This window comes from Leucobacter komagatae, assembly GCF_000834055.1.
GTDB classification, from domain to species: Bacteria; Actinomycetota; Actinomycetes; order Actinomycetales; family Microbacteriaceae; genus Leucobacter; species Leucobacter komagatae_A.
On the sequence record NZ_JXSQ01000004.1, the window covers coordinates 57527 to 75540 of the forward strand.

14 protein-coding genes are annotated in these 18014 nt (G+C 66.8%); 5 read left to right on the forward strand and 9 right to left on the reverse strand.

Annotated elements, in window-relative coordinates; all coding sequences use genetic code 11:
- Positions 1-14: 14 nt before the first annotated feature.
- Complete coding sequence (locus SD72_RS04465) at positions 15-1541, reverse strand: ABC transporter substrate-binding protein (RefSeq protein WP_042543244.1); 1527 nt, start codon at positions 1539-1541, stop codon at positions 15-17.
- Positions 1542-2182: 641 nt separating this feature from the next.
- On the opposite strand from SD72_RS04465, the gene SD72_RS04470 reads away from it, so the two are divergent.
- Both SD72_RS04470 and SD72_RS04475 read left to right on the forward strand, forming a co-directional pair.
- The gene (locus tag SD72_RS04470) at positions 2183-3724 is read left to right on the forward strand and encodes a flavin-containing monooxygenase (protein WP_042543245.1); all 1542 of its coding nucleotides are present in this window, start codon (positions 2183-2185) and stop codon (positions 3722-3724) included.
- Between the two features lie 27 nt (positions 3725-3751).
- A complete protein-coding gene (locus SD72_RS04475) occupies positions 3752-5194 on the forward strand; it encodes an amidase (protein WP_042543246.1) in 1443 nt (480 codons plus the stop codon).
- A gap of 29 nt (positions 5195-5223) precedes the next feature.
- Here the strand turns inward: SD72_RS04475 and SD72_RS04480 are convergent, their stop codons facing one another.
- From SD72_RS04480 to SD72_RS04505, 6 genes are all read right to left on the reverse strand, one after another.
- On the reverse strand, positions 5224-6741 hold the full coding sequence (locus SD72_RS04480) for an ABC transporter substrate-binding protein (RefSeq protein WP_042543247.1): 1518 nt from the start codon (positions 6739-6741) through the stop codon (positions 5224-5226).
- Positions 6742-6950: 209 nt separating this feature from the next.
- Entirely contained in the window at positions 6951-8687 is a 1737-nt protein-coding gene (locus SD72_RS04485; RefSeq protein ID WP_157000454.1) for an ABC transporter ATP-binding protein, read from the reverse strand.
- Positions 8684-10393 (reverse strand): ABC transporter ATP-binding protein, encoded by a 1710-nt coding sequence (locus tag SD72_RS04490; RefSeq protein WP_198141862.1) that lies wholly within the window; start codon positions 10391-10393, stop codon positions 8684-8686. Before SD72_RS04490 ends, SD72_RS04485 begins: the two co-directional genes overlap by 4 nt.
- Positions 10393-11190, reverse strand: a complete 798-nt coding sequence (locus SD72_RS04495) for a siderophore-interacting protein (RefSeq protein ID WP_042543248.1) — start codon at positions 11188-11190, stop codon at positions 10393-10395. Before SD72_RS04495 ends, SD72_RS04490 begins: the two co-directional genes overlap by 1 nt.
- Positions 11191-11374: 184 nt before the next feature.
- Complete coding sequence (locus SD72_RS04500; RefSeq protein ID WP_052492471.1) at positions 11375-12154, reverse strand: helix-turn-helix domain-containing protein; 780 nt, start codon at positions 12152-12154, stop codon at positions 11375-11377.
- 39 nt (positions 12155-12193) lie between these two features.
- Positions 12194-13117 (reverse strand): helix-turn-helix domain-containing protein, encoded by a 924-nt coding sequence (locus tag SD72_RS04505; RefSeq protein ID WP_042543249.1) that lies wholly within the window; start codon positions 13115-13117, stop codon positions 12194-12196.
- 131 nt (positions 13118-13248) lie between these two features.
- Between SD72_RS04505 and SD72_RS16825 the strand changes: the two genes are divergently transcribed.
- On the forward strand, positions 13249-14331 hold the full coding sequence (locus SD72_RS16825) for a collagen-like protein (RefSeq protein ID WP_052492472.1): 1083 nt from the start codon (positions 13249-13251) through the stop codon (positions 14329-14331).
- A 2-nt stretch (positions 14332-14333) separates the two neighbouring features.
- Here SD72_RS16825 and SD72_RS04515 read toward each other — a convergent pair whose 3' ends face one another.
- Complete coding sequence (locus tag SD72_RS04515) at positions 14334-15287, reverse strand: alpha/beta fold hydrolase (protein ID WP_042543250.1); 954 nt, start codon at positions 15285-15287, stop codon at positions 14334-14336.
- Between the two features lie 140 nt (positions 15288-15427).
- On the opposite strand from SD72_RS04515, the gene SD72_RS04520 reads away from it, so the two are divergent.
- The gene (locus SD72_RS04520) at positions 15428-16351 is read left to right on the forward strand and encodes an ADP-dependent NAD(P)H-hydrate dehydratase (RefSeq protein ID WP_042543251.1); all 924 of its coding nucleotides are present in this window, start codon (positions 15428-15430) and stop codon (positions 16349-16351) included.
- Here the strand turns inward: SD72_RS04520 and SD72_RS16830 are convergent.
- A complete protein-coding gene (locus SD72_RS16830; protein WP_052492473.1) occupies positions 16308-17012 on the reverse strand; it encodes a TetR/AcrR family transcriptional regulator in 705 nt (234 codons plus the stop codon). The two genes, SD72_RS04520 and SD72_RS16830, sit on opposite strands and share 44 nt — an antisense overlap.
- Positions 17013-17106: 94 nt before the next feature.
- Here SD72_RS16830 and SD72_RS04530 point away from each other — a divergent pair, with 94 nt between their 5' ends.
- On the forward strand, positions 17107-17982 hold the full coding sequence (locus SD72_RS04530; RefSeq protein WP_042543252.1) for a 3-hydroxyacyl-CoA dehydrogenase family protein: 876 nt from the start codon (positions 17107-17109) through the stop codon (positions 17980-17982).
- Positions 17983-18014: the final 32 nt, after the last annotated feature.

Below are 18014 nucleotides of genomic sequence, written 5' to 3' on the forward strand. Positions count from 1 at the left end.
TTCTCTCGGGATCGCTACAGCGTGACCCCGACAAACTTGGGCTTGCCAAGCAGGCTCAGCTCGAACCCGCTCACCTCGTCACTGAGTCCCACCAGAGCAACACTCGCGGTGATGGGCACTACCGGCGTGAAGTCGTAGAGCGCCTCGGCCGCGCGATCGAGCCCATCCTTACGGTCATCGATCTCGCTGAACTGATTCTGCTCAGCCAGGGCCTCTTCAAGGCCAGGCGCGGCGATCTTTGCCGGGTTGAAGAAGCCTGCTGATCCGAACGCTAGGGCGTACGTCATCGCCGGGTCAGGGTGCGGAATGAACTGAGTCAGGGCAGCCGGATGCACCCCCTCGACGAAGAACTCCTGGTTCATCTGCACAACCTCACGGGGGATGATCTCGACGCTCACCCCCACCTCTGCCCACTGTTCTTTGAGGATTTCAGCGATGCGCGTGGTTTGGGCGTTCGCAATGGCGACGAGGTCAAACGTCAGCCCTTCAGCGCCCGCTTCCGTAAGCAATCTCCGTGCCTCATCGCGGTCCAGGCCGTAGCCAACTGATTCTGGCGGGCCAGCCCAGTACACGTCAGGGTAGATTCCCCGCGCAGGCTCACCAAACCCAAAGAACCCGCTTTCGAGCAGTGCCTCCCGGTCGACAGACAGGGCGAGGGCGCGGCGCACGCGCGGATCACTCACCGCATCCGATGCGGGATTCAGAAAGACCACGTTGCTGACCAGCCGGACCGATTCGAACAGGGACACCGCGTCGGCCTCACGCACGAGGTCGGCGTGTGGTGTCGCGATGTCAAGCGCGATGTCTTGCTGGCCACCGATAAGGGAATTCGCTCTGGTCTGCGGCTCGGTGAGGATCGAGAAGGATATCTCCGAAGCCCTGACGGCGCTCTCATCCCAGTACTCTTCGAAGCGTTCGACCCTGAGGATCTCGCCGCGGCGCCACTCACTAAACGCCCAGCCGCCCGCGCCCACCGGGTCAGTACTCAGATCCCCGCCTGCCTCCTCAGCCGCGGTCGGGGAGACCATCATTCCCGCGCGATCGGCGAGACTCATGAGCAGCGATGCGTCAGGGCGCGACAGCACGAGGGTTGCTGTGAGCTCGTCGTCAATTCGCACCTCGTCAATGGCAGCCAGCTCCGGCGCAACGAGCGAATCCTCGGCCTGTCCACGCTCGATGTTGTACTTCACGGCCTCGGCGTCGAAGTCCGTTCCGTCATGAAACGTGACGCCTTCGCGCAGGTTGAGCTGCAGCTCAGTCGGTGAGGGCAGCTCCCAGCTCTCAACGAGGCCGGGCTCTGGGATGAGGTCGGAGTTGTACGAGACCAGGGTGTCGTAGATCGGAAACAGCAACTGCTGGTCAGCAGCCGAATTCCCGCGGATCGGGTCGAGCGAGGATGCGTCCGTTGCGGCAGCGATCCGCAAGGGCCTGTCCGCGTCGCCTTCCGCGCTTCCGTCCCCGCCGCCACTGTCGCACGCACTGAGCAGTAGCGCTGTGGCGGCGAGCGCAGCCGCAACGGCCAGAGTTTTCCGAGACATCATCTGTTCTCTCCTTTCAGCCGCAGCGAACCAGCGCTCCCCGGTGATTGCCGGGGTCAGCGCACAGACGCCGCTTCATGGATGGCGCGGTCACGCATGCAAGCGACGCAGGGGCAACGCAACGCGAGGACTGTCACACCGTTATCCCTTCGTTGGAGCATGCGATGGAGGGAGCCGAGGGGCCCCGGTCACCGAAACGGGGAGGTCGTGTGCTGCGCGGCAGCCCTGCCGGGCAGCGGCCCCGTTTCCGTCGGTGAGCGCGCGGGGACCAGACACTATTCATCACGTGTCAAATATGTTCAGCGTTTCGTCGGAAATTTAAACACGCGATTCTCGCAAGCGCAAGCATCATTCGCGGCCCACGCCACCTGGGCAATCATCCACCCCTCGTGGCCCACCACCCCACCCCGCCTGCGTAGTCCACCAGTGCAACAGCAACAGGCGCTACTCAACTTCCCGATAGTCGTCAGAAAAATCTTGCCGCTCGCGAAAAAGCACCGTATCGTGATCCACAGCCCGGACGCAGGTGGGGTGCGCACACAACAACGCTGTGCCCGCGACAGGTCCGCACGCAACGTCGCGATACGCCCCGCCGGTCTCGCCCCGCCGGAGCCGCAGCGCACGTCATCACCGAGGAGCTAGAGATGGATCAGTCCCAGGCAGTTGAACACCTCGATGTCGCCATCATCGGCGCTGGGATCTCGGGTATCGCCGCCGCAGTCGAGGTGCGTCGCACTCGCCCAGATCTGGCGGTAGCAATCCTCGAGATGCGCGACGGCCTCGGGGGGACATGGGACCTGTTTCGCTTCCCCGGCATCCGTTCCGACAGCGACATGTACACGCTCGGCTACAGCTTCAAGCCGTGGGTTCAACCACAGGCGATCGCGTCTGGCGATGCCATTCTCGGCTACCTGCAAGAAACGGTGGACGAGTTTTCACTCGGGCCGCTCATCAGATTCGGTCACAGGCTCACGCACGCATCGTGGGACAGCACCACCAATCGCTGGACGCTCACGTTCTCGCGCGCTGACGGCGAAACGACACTCACTGCCTCGCAGCTCTACCTCGGCACCGGGTACTTTAGCTACCGCGGCGGCTACAACCCGCCCCTTCCCGGTGAGGACGCGTTCCGCGGGGAGGTTATCCACCCGCAAGAGTGGCCGGCAGATCTCGACGTGACCGGCAAGCGTGTGGCCGTGATCGGCTCCGGCGCGACAGCGATCACGCTCGTTCCGAGCCTTGCGACCGTCGCGTCGCACGTGACAATGATCCAGCGCTCCCCCGGCTATATCCACGTGTCGCCTGATGAGGACGAAGAGGCGAACGAGCTCAGGGCAACGGTCGGCGCGAGCGAAGCCTTCACACGGGTGCGCTTGCGAAACCTCACCCAGCAACAGGATCGCTTCGCGAGCGCGCGCAAGCACCCGGAGGAGTTCGCAGCCGAGCTCTTCCGCCCCATCGAAGAGATCGTCGGCGAAGCAGTCCGCAAGGCCCACTTCACCCCCGCGTATGCGCCATGGGATCAGCGCGTCTGCCTCGCCCCAAACGGTGACATCTTCCACGCGATTCGCGAGGGTGGCGCGAGCGTTGCAACGGGCGAGATCGAACGCGTCACCCCAGACGGGGTGCGCATGCGGGACGGCAGTTTCGTCGCAGCTGAAATCATTGTGAAAGCGACGGGGCTCACACTCAACGTGGTGGGAGACGCCGCGTTCGTGGTCGACGGCGAATTGGTCGACTTCAATCAGACGCTGACCTACAAGGGCATGGCATTTTCGGGCGTGCCAAACCTCGTTGCGGCCTTTGGGTTTCTCAACTCCTCATGGACGTTGCGACTCGAACTCGTCAACGAATATTGGATGCGCATCCTCAGCCGGATGGGCGACGTTGGCGCGGAGCGTTTCACACCGGTGCTCCGAGAGCAGGATCTGAGCGCCCCAACACGTCCGTTCCTCGCCGACATGACCTCGGGGTACATCCGGCGCGGAGTCCACTTGCTGCCGCGACAGGGAAACGCGCCGTGGGTGTACCCGCAGACGTGGGGCGAGACGCTAGAGATCCTGTCAGGTGATCCCGTGAGTGACGACACCCTCGCTTTCGAGCCACGCCCCAGAGCAGAGGCTGCGACCGATTCGCACTCCCCCGCCGCTGCCAGCGCCACAGCCTCGCCCCCAACCCTGCCCTAGTCGAAGCACCAACCGAGTGGAGAAGCAATGAAGGCCTCGGAGTATGCAGCATTTGACGCAACGGCCCTCGCAGGGCTGATCAGCGGCGGGGATGTATCCGCCGCCGAGGTGCAAGCAGCCGCTCGTAGCGCTATTGAACTCGTTAACCCGGCACTCAACGCCGTCGTGGGGCCGCTGCTCGACCATCCGGTAGGCGCAGCAACCGACGGGCCATTCGCCGGTGTCCCGTTCGCAATAAAGGATCTCGTCTGCCATGCGGCGGGCGTTCCGCAGGAGAGCGGAAGCGAGCTGTGTCGGGGCTTCACCCCGGCATTCGACACGGATCTCATGTCCCGGTGGCGGGGCGCCGGGCTGGCCGTGCTCGCCCGCACGGCAACCCCCGAGTTTGGCTTGTCGCTCTGCACCGAGTCACGCGCCAACGGCGCGACGCACAACCCCTGGGACCTCAGCCGCTCCCCCGGTGGCTCGAGCGGTGGATCTGCTGCGCTCGTCGCGTCGGGCGCGCTCCCCTTCGCCCACGCGAACGACGCGGCAGGGTCGATTCGGATTCCCGCGTCGCTGTGCGGACTGGTTGGCCTCAAGCCAACCCGCGGCCGCATCCCTCCCGGACCGGGCGGAGATGATCCGCTGTTCGGCACGAGCACTGAGTTTGCGGTCACCAGGACCGTTCGTGACGCGACCCGCCTGTACGCCGCCGTTGCTGGAACGGCGACCGGCGACCGAATCGAGTTCCCCATGGGTGAGGATCCCGCCTCATCGGGACGACCGAAGGCAGCGAGACCCCTGCGCATCGCGTTCTCGACGGCCTCCCCGTTTGGCGGGCCGGTCGACCCCGCATGCGTCCAGGCCGTCGAGGCGACAGCGGCAGCCCTTGAGAACCAAGGGCATCACGTCGTCGAGGAGAGTCTCGCGTTCGATGTTGACGAGTTTTCCGCCATGGTCACCACGTTTTGGGCGGCGACGATATCTGAGGTCGTTGCAGCGTTCGCGGCGGGTCGCCCTCAGGCGCGCGCGGACGCGCTACTGCAGCAAGTCACCGCGCGCTTCGCTGAGCGCGGCCGCGCGCTCAGCTGGCATGACGTGGCTGTTGCACGCACCGCCCAGAACGTGCTCACGCGGCGCGCGGGCGCCTACTTCGAGGGATACGACGTGCAGCTCACCCCGACGGTCGCCCGGCCGGCTTGGCCTGTTGGCGCCATGGATCAGGACGATCCCGAGTATTCGCCTGAGCAATGGTTCAGGGAGGGCCTTGCGCTCTCCCCGTTCGTCGCGCTGGCAAACGTCACGGGACAGCCTGCGATCAGTGTGCCGGTGGGCTCCGCCGGCACCCTCCCGGTCGGGGTGCAACTCACCGCCGCTCAGGGCGGCGACGGGCTGCTACTCAGTCTCGCGGCTGAGCTTGAGGTCGCCATCCCCTGGGCCGCGAGAACCCCGACCCACCACGTGTCGAGACTGCCTGCTGGCAGCTAGAGCGCCGCGCCCGGCTGCGCGAGGGCCGCTCACCTGACGGTCACGCCACCGAACTTCGCCTTCCCAAGCAGGCTCAGTTCGAAGCCCTCAACGCCCTCCCCGAGCCCGACGAGCGAGTCTACGAAGACGAGCGGGAATGAGGGGGTAAAGGCAAACACGGCCTCGGCGGCACGGTCAAGGCCAGGCTTGCGATCGGCGCTCTCCAGGTACTCGTTCTGCGCTGCGAGCGCTTCGGCGAGTCCTGGCGCTTCAAGACCAGAGGGATTGAAGAAGCCTTCGGCGGTGAATGCAAGGCCGTAGGTCATTGCCGGGTCCGGTCGCCCAGTCCACTGCGAGAACATCGCCGGATACTCCTTGTCGACGAAGAACTCCTGCGCCTGCTGAACAACCTCACGCGGGAGGAGGTTCACGGTGACACCGACCTCCGCCCACTGGTCTTTGAGGATCTCGGCAATGCGGGTTGTTTGTGCGTCTGCGACGATCGTGAGGTCGAAGATCAGCGCCTGCGCTCCGGCCTCAGCCAGCAGCCGTCGCGCCTCATCTGGGTCGTAGTCGTATTCAACTGAGGCAGGGGGCGCAGCCCAGTAGCCCTCGGGAAACACGCTGTGCCCCACGCGCCCGTACCCGAAGAAGCCGCTCTCGAGGAGCGCCTCGCGGTCGATGGCGATCGACAGCGCTCGGCGGACGAGTGGATCCCCGAGCTCCGCGGACCCGGTGTTGATGAAGATCATGTTGTTGTTCACGCGGGGTGCCCGAAAGAGCTTCACGTCGCTCTCCGTTTCGAGCGCCCCTGCGTCTGACGGAGCAACATCGATCACGATGTCCTGCTGCCCGCCACGCAATGAACCAACACGCGTCTTCGGTTCGGGGAGCATGCTGAATGTGAGTGCCGGCGCACGCACGCTCGCGGCATCCCAGTATTCGTCGAAGCGTTCCACACGCAGCGATTCACCGCGCCGCCACTCGCCGAACTGCCAGCCGCCCGCGCCAACCGGCGCTGTGCTGAGATCTCCCCCGGCCGCCTCAGCTGCCGTGGGAGACACCATCATTCCGGCACGGTCAGACAGCGCCATGAGCAGGCCAGCGTCGGGCTCCGCGAGCACAAGCGTCGCGGTGAGCTCATCGTCGACACGGACCTCGTCTACGGAGGCAACGTCAGAGAGGATATTCGAGCCTTCCCCCTGCGCCCGGTCGATGTTGTACTTCACCGCGGCGGCGTTCAGTGGCGTGCCATCGTGAAAGGTGACGCCTTCGCGGAGCGTGAGGGTGAGCTCGGTCGGCGTGACGAGCTCCCACTCGGCCGCGAGACCAGGCGCAGCCTCGAGATCAGTGGTGTATGAGATGAGCGTGTCATAGATCGGAAAGAGCAAGACGTGGTCGCCACCGGAATTGCCGCGGATTGGGTCGAGCGATGATGCGTCTGTTGCGACAGCGACCCGCAACGCGCGCTCGGCCTCTGAGTCTGCCGCGCCGCTCGCGCACGACGCAAGCAACGCGACCGCAGCCGCCGCGGCGAGGCAGCCAAACAGCGGCTTCTTGGAGTTCATCGCAGGCCTCCATCTGGCTGCGCAGTTGCCGCCCGTCGGGAACGAGACTGTCGGTGCCCGGGCGCCCATGTCGCCTCCGCAGCGCCACGCGCCTCCTCACGAACAAACACAGCCGGGAGTTATTTCACCCACACGTGCACACTCAGGGTAACGCTGTGAGGGCCCCAAGACCAGCCCTCACCGCCCCGAATCGACACGCCAGGGAGCAGCTAGCCCAACGGTCCCCGCGACAGCTGCCAGAGCTTCGCGAACGCGCCCTCTGGCTGCGCGAGGAGTTCGTCTGGTGCCCCGCTTTCGGTGATGCGCCCGTCTTCGAGCACGACGATGGTGTCGGCGCCGCGCACCTGGTCAAGGTGGTGCGCGATGATGATCGCGGTGCGCCCCTCGCTTGCCCGCCGCATCGCGGCGGCGAGCGTTGGGTCCGCGCCTGCCTGCGAGCCTGCTTCGTCGAGTACGACCACTGGCGGGTCGGCGAGCAGCACGCGCGCGAGGGCGAGTTGTTGCGCCTCGCGGTGGCTGACCGAGGCCGACAGGGTCGCGTTGAGACCCCCTGGCACCTCAGCGAGGTTGAACCCGACAGCGGAGAGCGCTGCCGTGACTTCGTCGTCGCTCGCTGCGGGGGCGGCGATGCGTGCGTTTTCGGCGACGGTCCCTGCGAACAGGTGTGTCTCTTGGGCGACGAGCAGTGCGGCTGGGCGGCCAGCGGATCGAGCCAGGTGAGCTGCGACGCCGCCGATGCGCACCTCACCGGCGAGCGGCTCGTCGAACCCCGCAATGAGGCGCGCGAGCGTGCTCTTGCCTGAGCCTGAGCTGCCGATGAGGGCGACGGTCGCCCCTGACGGGATAACGAGGTCGACGCCACGGAGCGCGTCACGTGTGGCGCTTGCACCGTAGCGGTAGCGCACGCCGAGCACATCCACGGCACCGTCGGCGATCTCGGTGGAGGTGTCGGGTGTTGTGGCTGCCCCGGTCGAGAGCACGACTCCGGTGAGTCGCTGCAGCCCGGAGAGCGCGCGCTGGAGGTCGTCCATACTGCCGAGTAGTTCACCGATCGGGTTGAACAGGCGGTGGAAGTACAGCGCCCCTGCGGTGACGGCGCCAACCGAAAGCCCTGCGGTTGCAACGCGAATGAATCCGACAGCGAGCACCGCGGCGAGCCCGACGAACTCCGCCCCGTTGAGTCCGGCGCTGAAGATGTTGCGGGCCTTGCCCGCTTCCCGCTGCGTGCGCACCGCTATTTCGCTCGCCGTGGCGATCGCGTCAAGGTGCTCGTCGGCGGTGCCGTACGCGCGAACGGTATCGGCGCCGGCAACAGCCTCGACGAGTGCCCTCCCGCGCTCTGCCTCTTCGACGCGGAGCCGGGCGTACAGCGGGCGAGACCGTCGGAGAAAGACGCGGGTGGTGAGTACCTGGATAGGCACGGCGATGAGGGCGGCAAGTGCGAGCCAGGGGTCGAGCACCGCCATGCCGATGAGGGTGAGCACGATCGTGAACAGGGCGCGAGCGCACATCGGGATCACGCCCGAGATGGCTTCGGTCACCGACTCGACGTCGTTGGTCACCCGCGAGATGACGTCAGCATCGCCTGCGGCCTCGACGCGCCGCAGTGGGAGCGCGAGGGCCGCCTCGAACACGTCTTCGCGGAGTGCGGCAAGGGCGCGCTGCAAGCACCGGACGAGGAGGATGCCGCCTGCCCCCTCGAGCGCGGCCGCTGTGACGCCGGCAGCAGCGATGGCTGCGCCGAGCCAGAGGATGTTGACGAACGGCTCGCCCGCAATGACGGCGTCGATGATAGCCCCGAGCAGCGGTGGGATGAGGAGCATCGTTGCGGTTCCGAGGAGGAGGAGCGCAACCGTCGCGACGAGCAGCCCCCGCTGGCGCCAGAGTAGGCGCATGCCGAGGCTGGCGGCCTCGCGCGTGGTTGAGGTGGGGAGCAGGTCGTTCACTGCGCACCCCCGAGCGGGCAGCACGCCCCGCCGCCGCTGGCACAGCACGTGCGTACTGGCTCGGGGCAGCGCCCGTCGATGACTCGTTCACACGCTGCGAGCAGCGCTGGGCTTGCCGTGACGACGACGACTGGCCTGCCAAGCTTTCCGAGTGCTTCGGCGACGCGCTGCTCGGTGACCGGGTCGAGTGCGCTCGTTGGTTCGTCGAGCACGACGACGTCCCCGGGGCTGTGCAGCGCCCTGGCAAGGAGCACGCGCTGCCGTTGCCCGCCCGAGAGGCGTCTGCCGCCCGCCCCGATCTCAACATCGGCGTCGCCGAGGTGCGCAACGACGTCGCCGAGCGCTGCTGCCGCGAGCGGTCGGTCGCGCAGGCAGCCGTCGCGCGAGACATTGGTGCGGAGGGTCCCGGTGAACAGTGCCGCGTCGTGCGGTGGGGCAACGATCCGCCTGGCGACGCATTCGGGGCCAAGGTCGCAGGCGCACGCGCCCCCAATGCGCAACTCCCCTGGCGCCGGGTCTCGCCGGAATCCGAGTGTTGCTGCGGCCGTCCGCGCCTCGGCGGCGGTGCGCACGCGCACCCCAACGAGGCCGTCACCGGCGCTGACGGTGAGGGTGTCGCCGCTCGGCGCATCCCATTCGAGGAGCGCCTCGGCTGAGCTCATTCCCTGGATCGCGCTGGGAGTGCCTGCGGCGGGGCCGCTTCCGGCCGCGAGGTCGTAGTCCTCCTCAAGCAGCTCCCGCAGTCGCACCGCTGAGGCGCGCTTGTGCGCCCAGTTCGCGCCGAACGTGCCGACGTGTGCGAGCGATCCCTGCAGAAACTGCGCGAGGCCGACGACGGTGACGAGCTGCCCAGGGGTGATGTCGCCGCGCACCGCGAGCCAGCCGGCAGCGAGCGCCAGCGCTGCGAGGTAGACAACGGAGACCATGGTGCTCACCGACTGGTAGGTGACAAGAAGGCGCGCGGAGGCGATGCCCGCGTCGCGTGACGCGGAGCTCGCGACGCGGTATCGCCGCACCATCTCGGCCTGGGCTCCGAGCCCGTGGAGCACGCGGAGACCGCCGAGCGCGTCGGTCGCGACCTCACTTGCGCGCGCGACGGCGCCCTGCTCGATGGACCCTGCACGCTCGATGGGGCGTGCGAGCCACTGCATGACCACGAGCACGAGCACAGCGCCGACTGCGACGCCTGCGCCGAGCGGCACGGAAATGACGAGCAGCGCAATGGTCGCTGCGAGTATGGCCGCGAGGGTCGCCGCCTGCTGCGCGATGCTCCACGAGATCCCGGCGACACGGCCGGTGTCGCTCGTGGCGATCGAGAGCACCTCACCCGCGTGTCTGTTCGCCCGTACCCCGCGGGGGTGGAGTACGCGCTTGCCCGCGAGCAGCCTGAGGTCATGCTCCCCGTACCCGTAGACGCTCACCATCGCCAGCGCTGAGCGCTGGTAGCTCAGGGAGAGCACGAGGAACACTGCCCCGAGTACGCCAAGCCAGAGCATCAAGCCGCCGAGGTCGTGTGGCGCGATCGCGCGGTCGATGACGACACCGATGAGGATCGGAACGGCCGCCTCGCATGCCTGGTGCAGCATAAACCCGGCCGTTGCCAACGCGAGTTGGCGGCCGCGGCGACCACCGGTGAGCGCGAGCTTGAGCAGGTTGGGCACGCGGGGCGTGCCAGGGCCAGCGGCCGCGTCGCGGGCTGTGCTCACTATTCCCCAACGTCTGCCGGGCGGTCGCCTGACTGGTTGTGCGTCCAGTACCCGATAGCGTGATGCCTGTCGCGGGCCAGGCCGAGCCTCGTGCGCAGGTCGCGGCGGATCGCCCGGCTGGTTGCGGCTTCGCACGCCACCCACGCGTACCATGGCTCGTCTGGAGCGGTGATCTTCTCGACCTCGGCTGCGAGCACGCTCGGCGCGTTGCCATTGCCCGTTCCGGTGCGCCACACGTAGCTGACGTCGGCTGGCGATTGCAGTTCTTGAATGTCGGCTTCGTCTGGCACCTCGATGATCGCCACGGCGCGCGATCCTGCCTGGAGCCCCTCGAGGATCCTGCCGAGGCCGGGCAGGCCGGTCGCGTCGGCGACGAGCAGCTGGAAGCCGGCATCTGCTGGCGCGCCGTAGTAGGAGGAGGTGTGACGGTCGTCTGCGCCGAAGACGCCGATGACGTGGCCGGGCTCAGCTCGCTCGGCCCAGCTCGACGCAATGCCGCCCTCGTGCACAACGAAGTCGATGTCGATGCGCCTGCCGCCGTCGTGAACAGCGCGCACGGTGTAGTGCCGCCACGGCGGCTCCTCGCCAACCCACCCGCGGCCATACTCCGGCAGGTTGAACACATCGAGTTCGGCTTGGGTAGCTCCAGGCCTGGGGATCGCGATATCGATGCGCTCGTCCCCTCGCCCGTCGACGTGCCACCGCCAGTCCCCTACGGCCTCGAAACTGATGCGGATCATGTGCGGTGTGAGCCGCCGGGTGCCAACGACCATGGCGGGTGCGCAGGGAATTGCCATGTGCTCAGCCCTCGGTTCCGGTGCGGGGCGCACTGCGGCGCACTGGCTGAGAGGGGAACGAGGAGAGCTGCACAGGAAGTCCTTCGGGGAAAGATGCGATGTTAGTAAGGTCTGCCTTACTTGCTCCAACATTACCGAAGTCAAATACCGTTATGTTGCCAACTTATGCTGGTTTTTGTGTGGGCTAGTGCTCTGGGCCCTGAAAATAGGCCGCCGGGGTACTTCCCACGACACCCTTGAACTGCTCAATGAATGTGCTCGGATTCGCGTATCCGAGCATCCGCGCCGTCGCGGCCACCGTCTGCCCGGAGGCGAGCGGCACAAGCGATGCGCGCACCCGCGCTCGAATCCGCCACTGCGTGAGTGACAGCCCAGTTTCCTCGACGAACACCCGGGAGAGCTCACGCGCAGGCATCCCGATCCTGTCCGCCCAGTCCACGGTCGTGCCTGCGTCCGCCGGTGCGGCGAGGATCCGCTCTGCTACGAAGCGCACCGTCGGCGCCTCCGGCATGCGCAGATCCACCTGCGCACCAGGCGCAGGGCGAAGCAGCTCGATGACGAGACGCTGGAGCCGCAGTCGCGTCTCGGTCGGCATCTCCGCCTCAGCGTTGAGCAACAGCAGCTCACGCACCGCGGGAATGAGCTCGACAATCATCGCGTGCCGCGGCAGCTGAGCTGCGATCCCTGGCTCGAGAAAGGTGGAGTAGAAGAGCGAGTCGGCTGAGGTCTCGATCGTGTGCGCCACACCGCCAGGCACCCACACGGCGCGCTGCGCCGGAACCGTCCAGAGCGAGTCACCGGCTCGCACGCGCGCGACACCGGCGGTCGACCAGATGAGCTCGTCCTCGCGGTGCGTCTCAACGTCCCACGCACGAATGCTGCGGCTCGCGTGCCGCACGCTCGTCAGTAGGAACCCCCGGATCCGCTTGGGGGCGGTGGAGATGTGGGTTGGGTCGCCGGTCACACGCCAAGCGTAGCGACTGCGCAGTCCGCCGCGCTCCTGCTACGCCGCAGCTCCCCTGCGCCGCAGCTCCTGCTGCGTGACCCCGTACAGGGCGAGGAGGGCCCGGTACATCGTCGAGGTTGACCCGAACCCGGCCCGCGCAGCCACCTCGGCAGGAAGCAGATCGTCGTGCTCGGGGTTCTGCAGGAGCGAGCGCGCGATCCGGCAGCGCTCTCGGCGCAGCTCCGCGGCAACGCTCGTCGCGTGCCGGGAAAACGCAAGCTGTAGCTGCCTGACCGAGCAGCCGACAGCGGCGGCGAGCGCAGCCGTATCGAAGGTGTGGTCTCGGCATTCGCGTGCGATGACCCCGATCGCGTCTCCCCACACGTCGTGCGTCCCCTTTGGCTGCTGCTGCACGAACATAGGGAACCGTCGGCGCAGCAGAGCCCCTGACATCTCAATGGCGACCCGAGACACCGTCGCAGCGTCCCCGGCTGCGACATTCGCTTGGGCCGTCGCAAGCTCGGCAACATAGCCGCGCATCGCCCGCTCAGGGAGCGTGAGCTCCGGATACACGGTGGAGCCGTCCGGGAGTCGCGGCAGGAAGGGCACGAGCGCCTCCCGGTTCACGCGTACGACGAGGAACTTCCACGGGGTGAGGAAGCGGACGCGAAGCGGGAGGCCGCTCGGCGCGATGAGCAGCGGGAAGTCTGACTCGTGCCACACCCCGTCTTCGAGGTACGTGAAGGTGCCGCGCTCAACGAACACGAAATCGATCGTGGGCATGCCAGGCAAAAGTGGGCGCCGCTCGATCTCAGTCGGGCCCCCGGAGGCCTCGATGACGAATACGGGGCCGAAGGCGTGCACCACGGCGTCCATCGCCATGGCGTCTCGGCTGCGAGTGCCTTCACGGTGCAGGTCGGCGCTCGAGAACTCCGCGACTTCTCTGTCGGCGATGTGGCGCGGGGCGCTCGGTTCTTCCATGGATTAACGGTACACAATCCGCCGCTCTCCGGCGGGTGCGACACAGCCCGTCGATAACTATAATCAGACCTAAACTACGCGTTGTCGACGAATAGTCGATGTTGCACCTATCGATTTCTTACTCGGAGACAATGATGCCTCGTCCTGACGGCGCCCCCGCGCTGAGCACCGCAACCGTCCTCACACTCGCACTCGCCCTCGGGCTCGCAGGCGGGGTCGGCGGCACCGTCGCGACCTCGGCGATCACGGGCGCCACATCGCAGCGCCCAGCAGATGAGCCGGCGGCAGTTGGAACACCTGGCCAGCCGGGCGAGCGGGGTGCGCCAGGAAGCGCGGGTGAGCAAGGCAGCCCCGGCGTCACCGGCAAGCAGGGCGAACAGGGCACGCCGGGAGTGACCGGCGAGCGCGGCCCTGCAGGCCCCTCGGGGTCGTCAGGCACCAAGGGTGACACCGGTGCCGAGGGGACGCAGGGCGTGCCAGGGGCCCCCGGCCTCATGGGCCCCGTTGGCCCTATCGGCCCCATCGGAGTGCGGGGCATCGCTGGCGCAATCGGCCCCGTCGGCCCCGAGGGGCCAGCCGGGTCCGCGGGAGCCAAAGGCGAGAAGGGCAACAAGGGCGACGCCGGAGCCGATGGAGCAAAGGGCGACACCGGCCCCAAGGGAGACACCGGCGTCGCCGGCGCCAAGGGCGACACTGGGCCCAAGGGCCCAGCAGGCCCGGCTGGCGCGTCTGCAGTCGTCAGCTATTCGGTGTTCACCGCCCGCCCGCTCCTCGCGCAGGGCACCGCAGCAGTGCAGTTCACTGATGAGGTCTCAAGCCCCACCCCAGCCGCCTCGAACGACGGCAGCACGGTCACGCTCCCGGAATCGGGCACGTACCGACTGACCTACGTTGCCGCCCCAGACTCAAGCGTGACCACAACGATATCTGTGAGCAGAGACTCGAAATGGGTGTACGGGCTCTTCCACAACGTCGACGAGGCCGCCATCGGGACGGCGACACCAATCGCCGGCTCTGCAGTAGAGCGCAGCATGCTTGACGTGAACATCGCCCTCGTGCTCTCAATGCGCACGGTCGTGCAGGGGGGCTCCTACTCCGCGACGAGCTACGTCGACGCCGCGGCGGGCGACACCGTTCGCTTCGTCAGCGCGTCCGATTTCCAGACCGCGGCGACGCCAACGGACGTGACGCTCATTGTAGAGCGCCTCACCTAAGCTCAGGCGGTCGCGGGCAACTCTGCCAAGAATTCCTTCGTCGCGGCGACTACCTCATCGCTCTTCGTGTGGTGCAGGTAGTGGTCCGCATCGATCTCACGCGTCACCGCGTAGTCGACCGTCGCGGCCTGCGCCTCGTGCATCGCATTCCACGTCGGGAAGTCAGGGTTCTTTGCCTGATACATGAGCAGCAGCGGGAGTTCCTTCGGGAAGGTTGTTCCCGCGGCAGCGGAGAAGTTCTCGCCGAGATGGTTCACCTCGTCGACATACGTCGGGGCCAACGTGTTCCGCATCGAAAGCACACGCAGGCGCTCGCGATCCTCGTCAGAGTACGCCGGGTTGCCCTCAAGGGGGTCCCCCACCACAGCGTTCACCACGCGAAGCAGACCGAGCGCACGCAGCGTCGGGCCGGCCTTGATAATCCCGGGAACCTCGTCCATGCCAGGCTGCTCGGGAAGCGAGGTGTCGATTCCCACGAAGGCCGTAACCTCGTCAGGGTAGGTGTTGGCGTAACTCAGCCCATAAATACCGGTAATGGAATGCCCCATGAGGATGTACTCCTCCGCACCGACGCTGCTCACTGCGGCGTGGATCTCACGGACAATGTTCTCAGTCGTTCTCGGCGTATCGGCCTGATCGCTGAGACCATAGCCGAACGGCTCGACCGCGATGACCCGGTACTCATCCATGAGGCCCTCAATGACGGGCGCGAAGTCGGCGACGGGCGACGCCGTCCCCGCCCCCGGCGTGAGAACAATCGTCTGCTCTCCCGACCCAAAGACCGCCACGTTCATCTGCTTGCCCTCAACGTCAACGAGCTCTCCGTATGGGGCGAGGTTCGCGAGCTCCTTCGGGCCCTGCACGGCGTTGACGATTGATGTCGTCGCGAGCGTGCCGCCGATGAGGGCGACGACGGTGCCGAGGCTGATGAGGGTGACCTTAAGGGGCTTCTTCACGGAGAGCCTTTCGCATATGTGAGACGAACAAACATTCCATCCTCCCACGGCAACGTCGCGCGATACCGAGAGGCACCACAGCTACGCTATTGACACGCGGTGCCCGCCCCCCAGCGCCGCAGCACACGAGGAGGTCGCACATGGCGCTGCCACACACCCAGGCACACGCCCAAAAAACCTGGACCGCAACCGACGCCGCAGCGTTCCTCTCCCCACCTGAGGAGAGCGACCACAAGTATTCGCGAGGAGTGCTCGCGCTCCGCACCGGCTCCACCAGCTACCCCGGCGCGGCCGTGCTCGGCGCTGAGGCCGCCTGGCGCACCGGACTCGGGCTCGTGCAGTTCGTACCGCAGCTCGGGGACTCCGTCTCCCCACACGGACTGCCAACGCCGGCAGCTGCAGTGATCGCGGCACGCCCAGAGACAGTGGTGACGGCCGCGCCCGAGCGCGCCGATGCGTGGCTGATCGGCAGCGGCACCGACCCACGCTCGCGCACGCCAGCTGAGACGGCAGCTCTGACTGCTCTGCTCAGCGGGGACGCGCCGGTTGTCGTCGACGCCGGAGCGCTCACCCTGCTTGCGTCGAGGGCCGGGGGCTCAACTACGCACGCTCCGGCCATCATGACGCCGCACACCGGGGAGTTTCGCGCCCTCTGGGAAGAGCTCAAGCTGCGCCAACCGGCTACAGCGGCCGCCGCAACCATCGAGCTCGCACGGCAGCTCCAGACCACCGTCACGCTGAAGGGTGCGGTCACGCTGATTGCGTCACCCGAGGGGCTCTTGTTGAGCGCCGGGCCGGCGACACCGTGGCTCGCGACCGCTGGAACAGGGGACGTCCTTGCCGGGATCATGGGAGCGCTCACCGCAACGCACGCCGCAACGGTGCGCACGTCCCCCTCCCTGCTCGCCAAGTTGGGCGCCACCGCGGCAGTGCTCCACGACGTGGCTGCCAGAATCGCGACGCGGGAAACCGCAAAGGGCGGATCCGCCCGCCCGATTACCGCGGGCGATGTCGCCCGAGCTATTCCTGCCGCGGTCGCGCTGGTGCGCTCCCTGACCGACTGAGCACCCCGCGCAGCGCGGCCAACACCGCATTCCTGCGGAGCGAAGCTGGCTCATCGACGAACGATCCCTGAAGCACCGCCCCGACGTGCGCGGCGGTCACGATCTGCGCAGCGGCCTGTGGCGTGGGGAGCAGTTCCTCCCCAACGGTGCGCGCCACCTGTGTAAGCAGCGCAGTGAAGCCCCGTTGGAATTCATCGCCGTGCTCCCGAAGCACCTGTGAGAGCTCGGGGTCACTGGCCCCCCTCAGCCCGTAGAGCGCCCTGAGGGCGTACCACTGCCTGTCAGCTGGGATAACGTCCAGCAGCGCATCCACGAAGTCTTCAAGCGCTCCTGGCCGGAGCTGCGCCGACTCCTCCGCCCCGGCGAGCGACCGTCCGAAGTTCAGCATCCGGTGACTGAGATCCTCGGTCTTCCGCTCGTACAGGGCGAAGAACACATCGTCAACCGTGCGAAAGTTCGAGTAGAACGCGCCGCGCGTGAAGCCAGCGCGCGTGCAGATCTCGTCAATCGACGCGCTCGGTGTGCCGTGCTCAGCAAACAGATCCTCGGCGGCGTCGATGAGCGCTGCACGGGTGTGGACCCGAGCCCGCCGCTTCGGCAGGTCGCCCGCAGCAGCACCAGGCTCAGTGCCATCTGGGAGTTTCTGCTTGGTCGACTCCATGACTTCCCTTTCAGAACATTTTGGATGCATAATGAATTCAGTACAAATTGTATCCAAACTCGCGGTGAGTGCATCACCAGAATTGGGGAATCTCATGAGCTTCACACTTCCAGCCAACGTAGCGGAACGACCGATCGTCGTTGTCGGCGGCGGCACACTGGGTCGCCGTATCGCAGCGGTCTTCGCTTCGGGCGGCTCAGACGTGAAGATTGCTGACCTGCAAGAGGCCCAGCGCACCGGGGCACTCGAATACGTCGAGACCGCCGTGCCAGAGCTCACGGCCCGCCTCGAATCGCAGGGCATCAGCGCCAAGGCCGGCACCGTTACTGCCGTAGCCGAGGTCGAGACCGCACTGGCGGGCGCCTGGCTGGTCGTCGAGGCAGTACCCGAGCGTCTCGACATCAAGCGCCCACTTTTCGGCACGCTCGACCGCCTCGCAGACGCCGATGCGCTCCTCGCGACCAACTCGTCGTCCTACGCATCGAGCAACGTTATCGACGAGGTCACCCACCCCGAGCGGGTCTTCAACATGCATTTCGCAATGCCGCCGCAGAGCATGGCGGTCGAGCTCATGAGCGACGGACACACAAGCGAGGGCCTCCTCGATGCCGTGGCCGACGAGCTCAAGCGGTTCGGCCTTGCCCCGTTCATCGCACACGCCGAGAGCACTGGCTTCATCTTCAACCGCATCTGGGCGGCAATCAAGCGCGAGTCACTCGCGGTTGTCGCAGCGGGCGTCAGCACGCCCGAGGACGTCGACGCGATCATGCAGGCCAACATGGGTATCGCGACCGGGCCATTCGCGCTGATGGATCAGGTTGGTCTCGACGTCGTGCTCGACATCGAGCAGCACTACGCTGACGAGAACCCGCACCTCCCGGAAGCCCCGCGCGAGCTGCTGCGCACATACATCGACGCCGGCAAGCTTGGCAGGAAGACCGGCGAGGGTTTCTACAGCTACGACAAGTAGCCAGTCGGCAACGAACCCCGGGCGCTCACTTC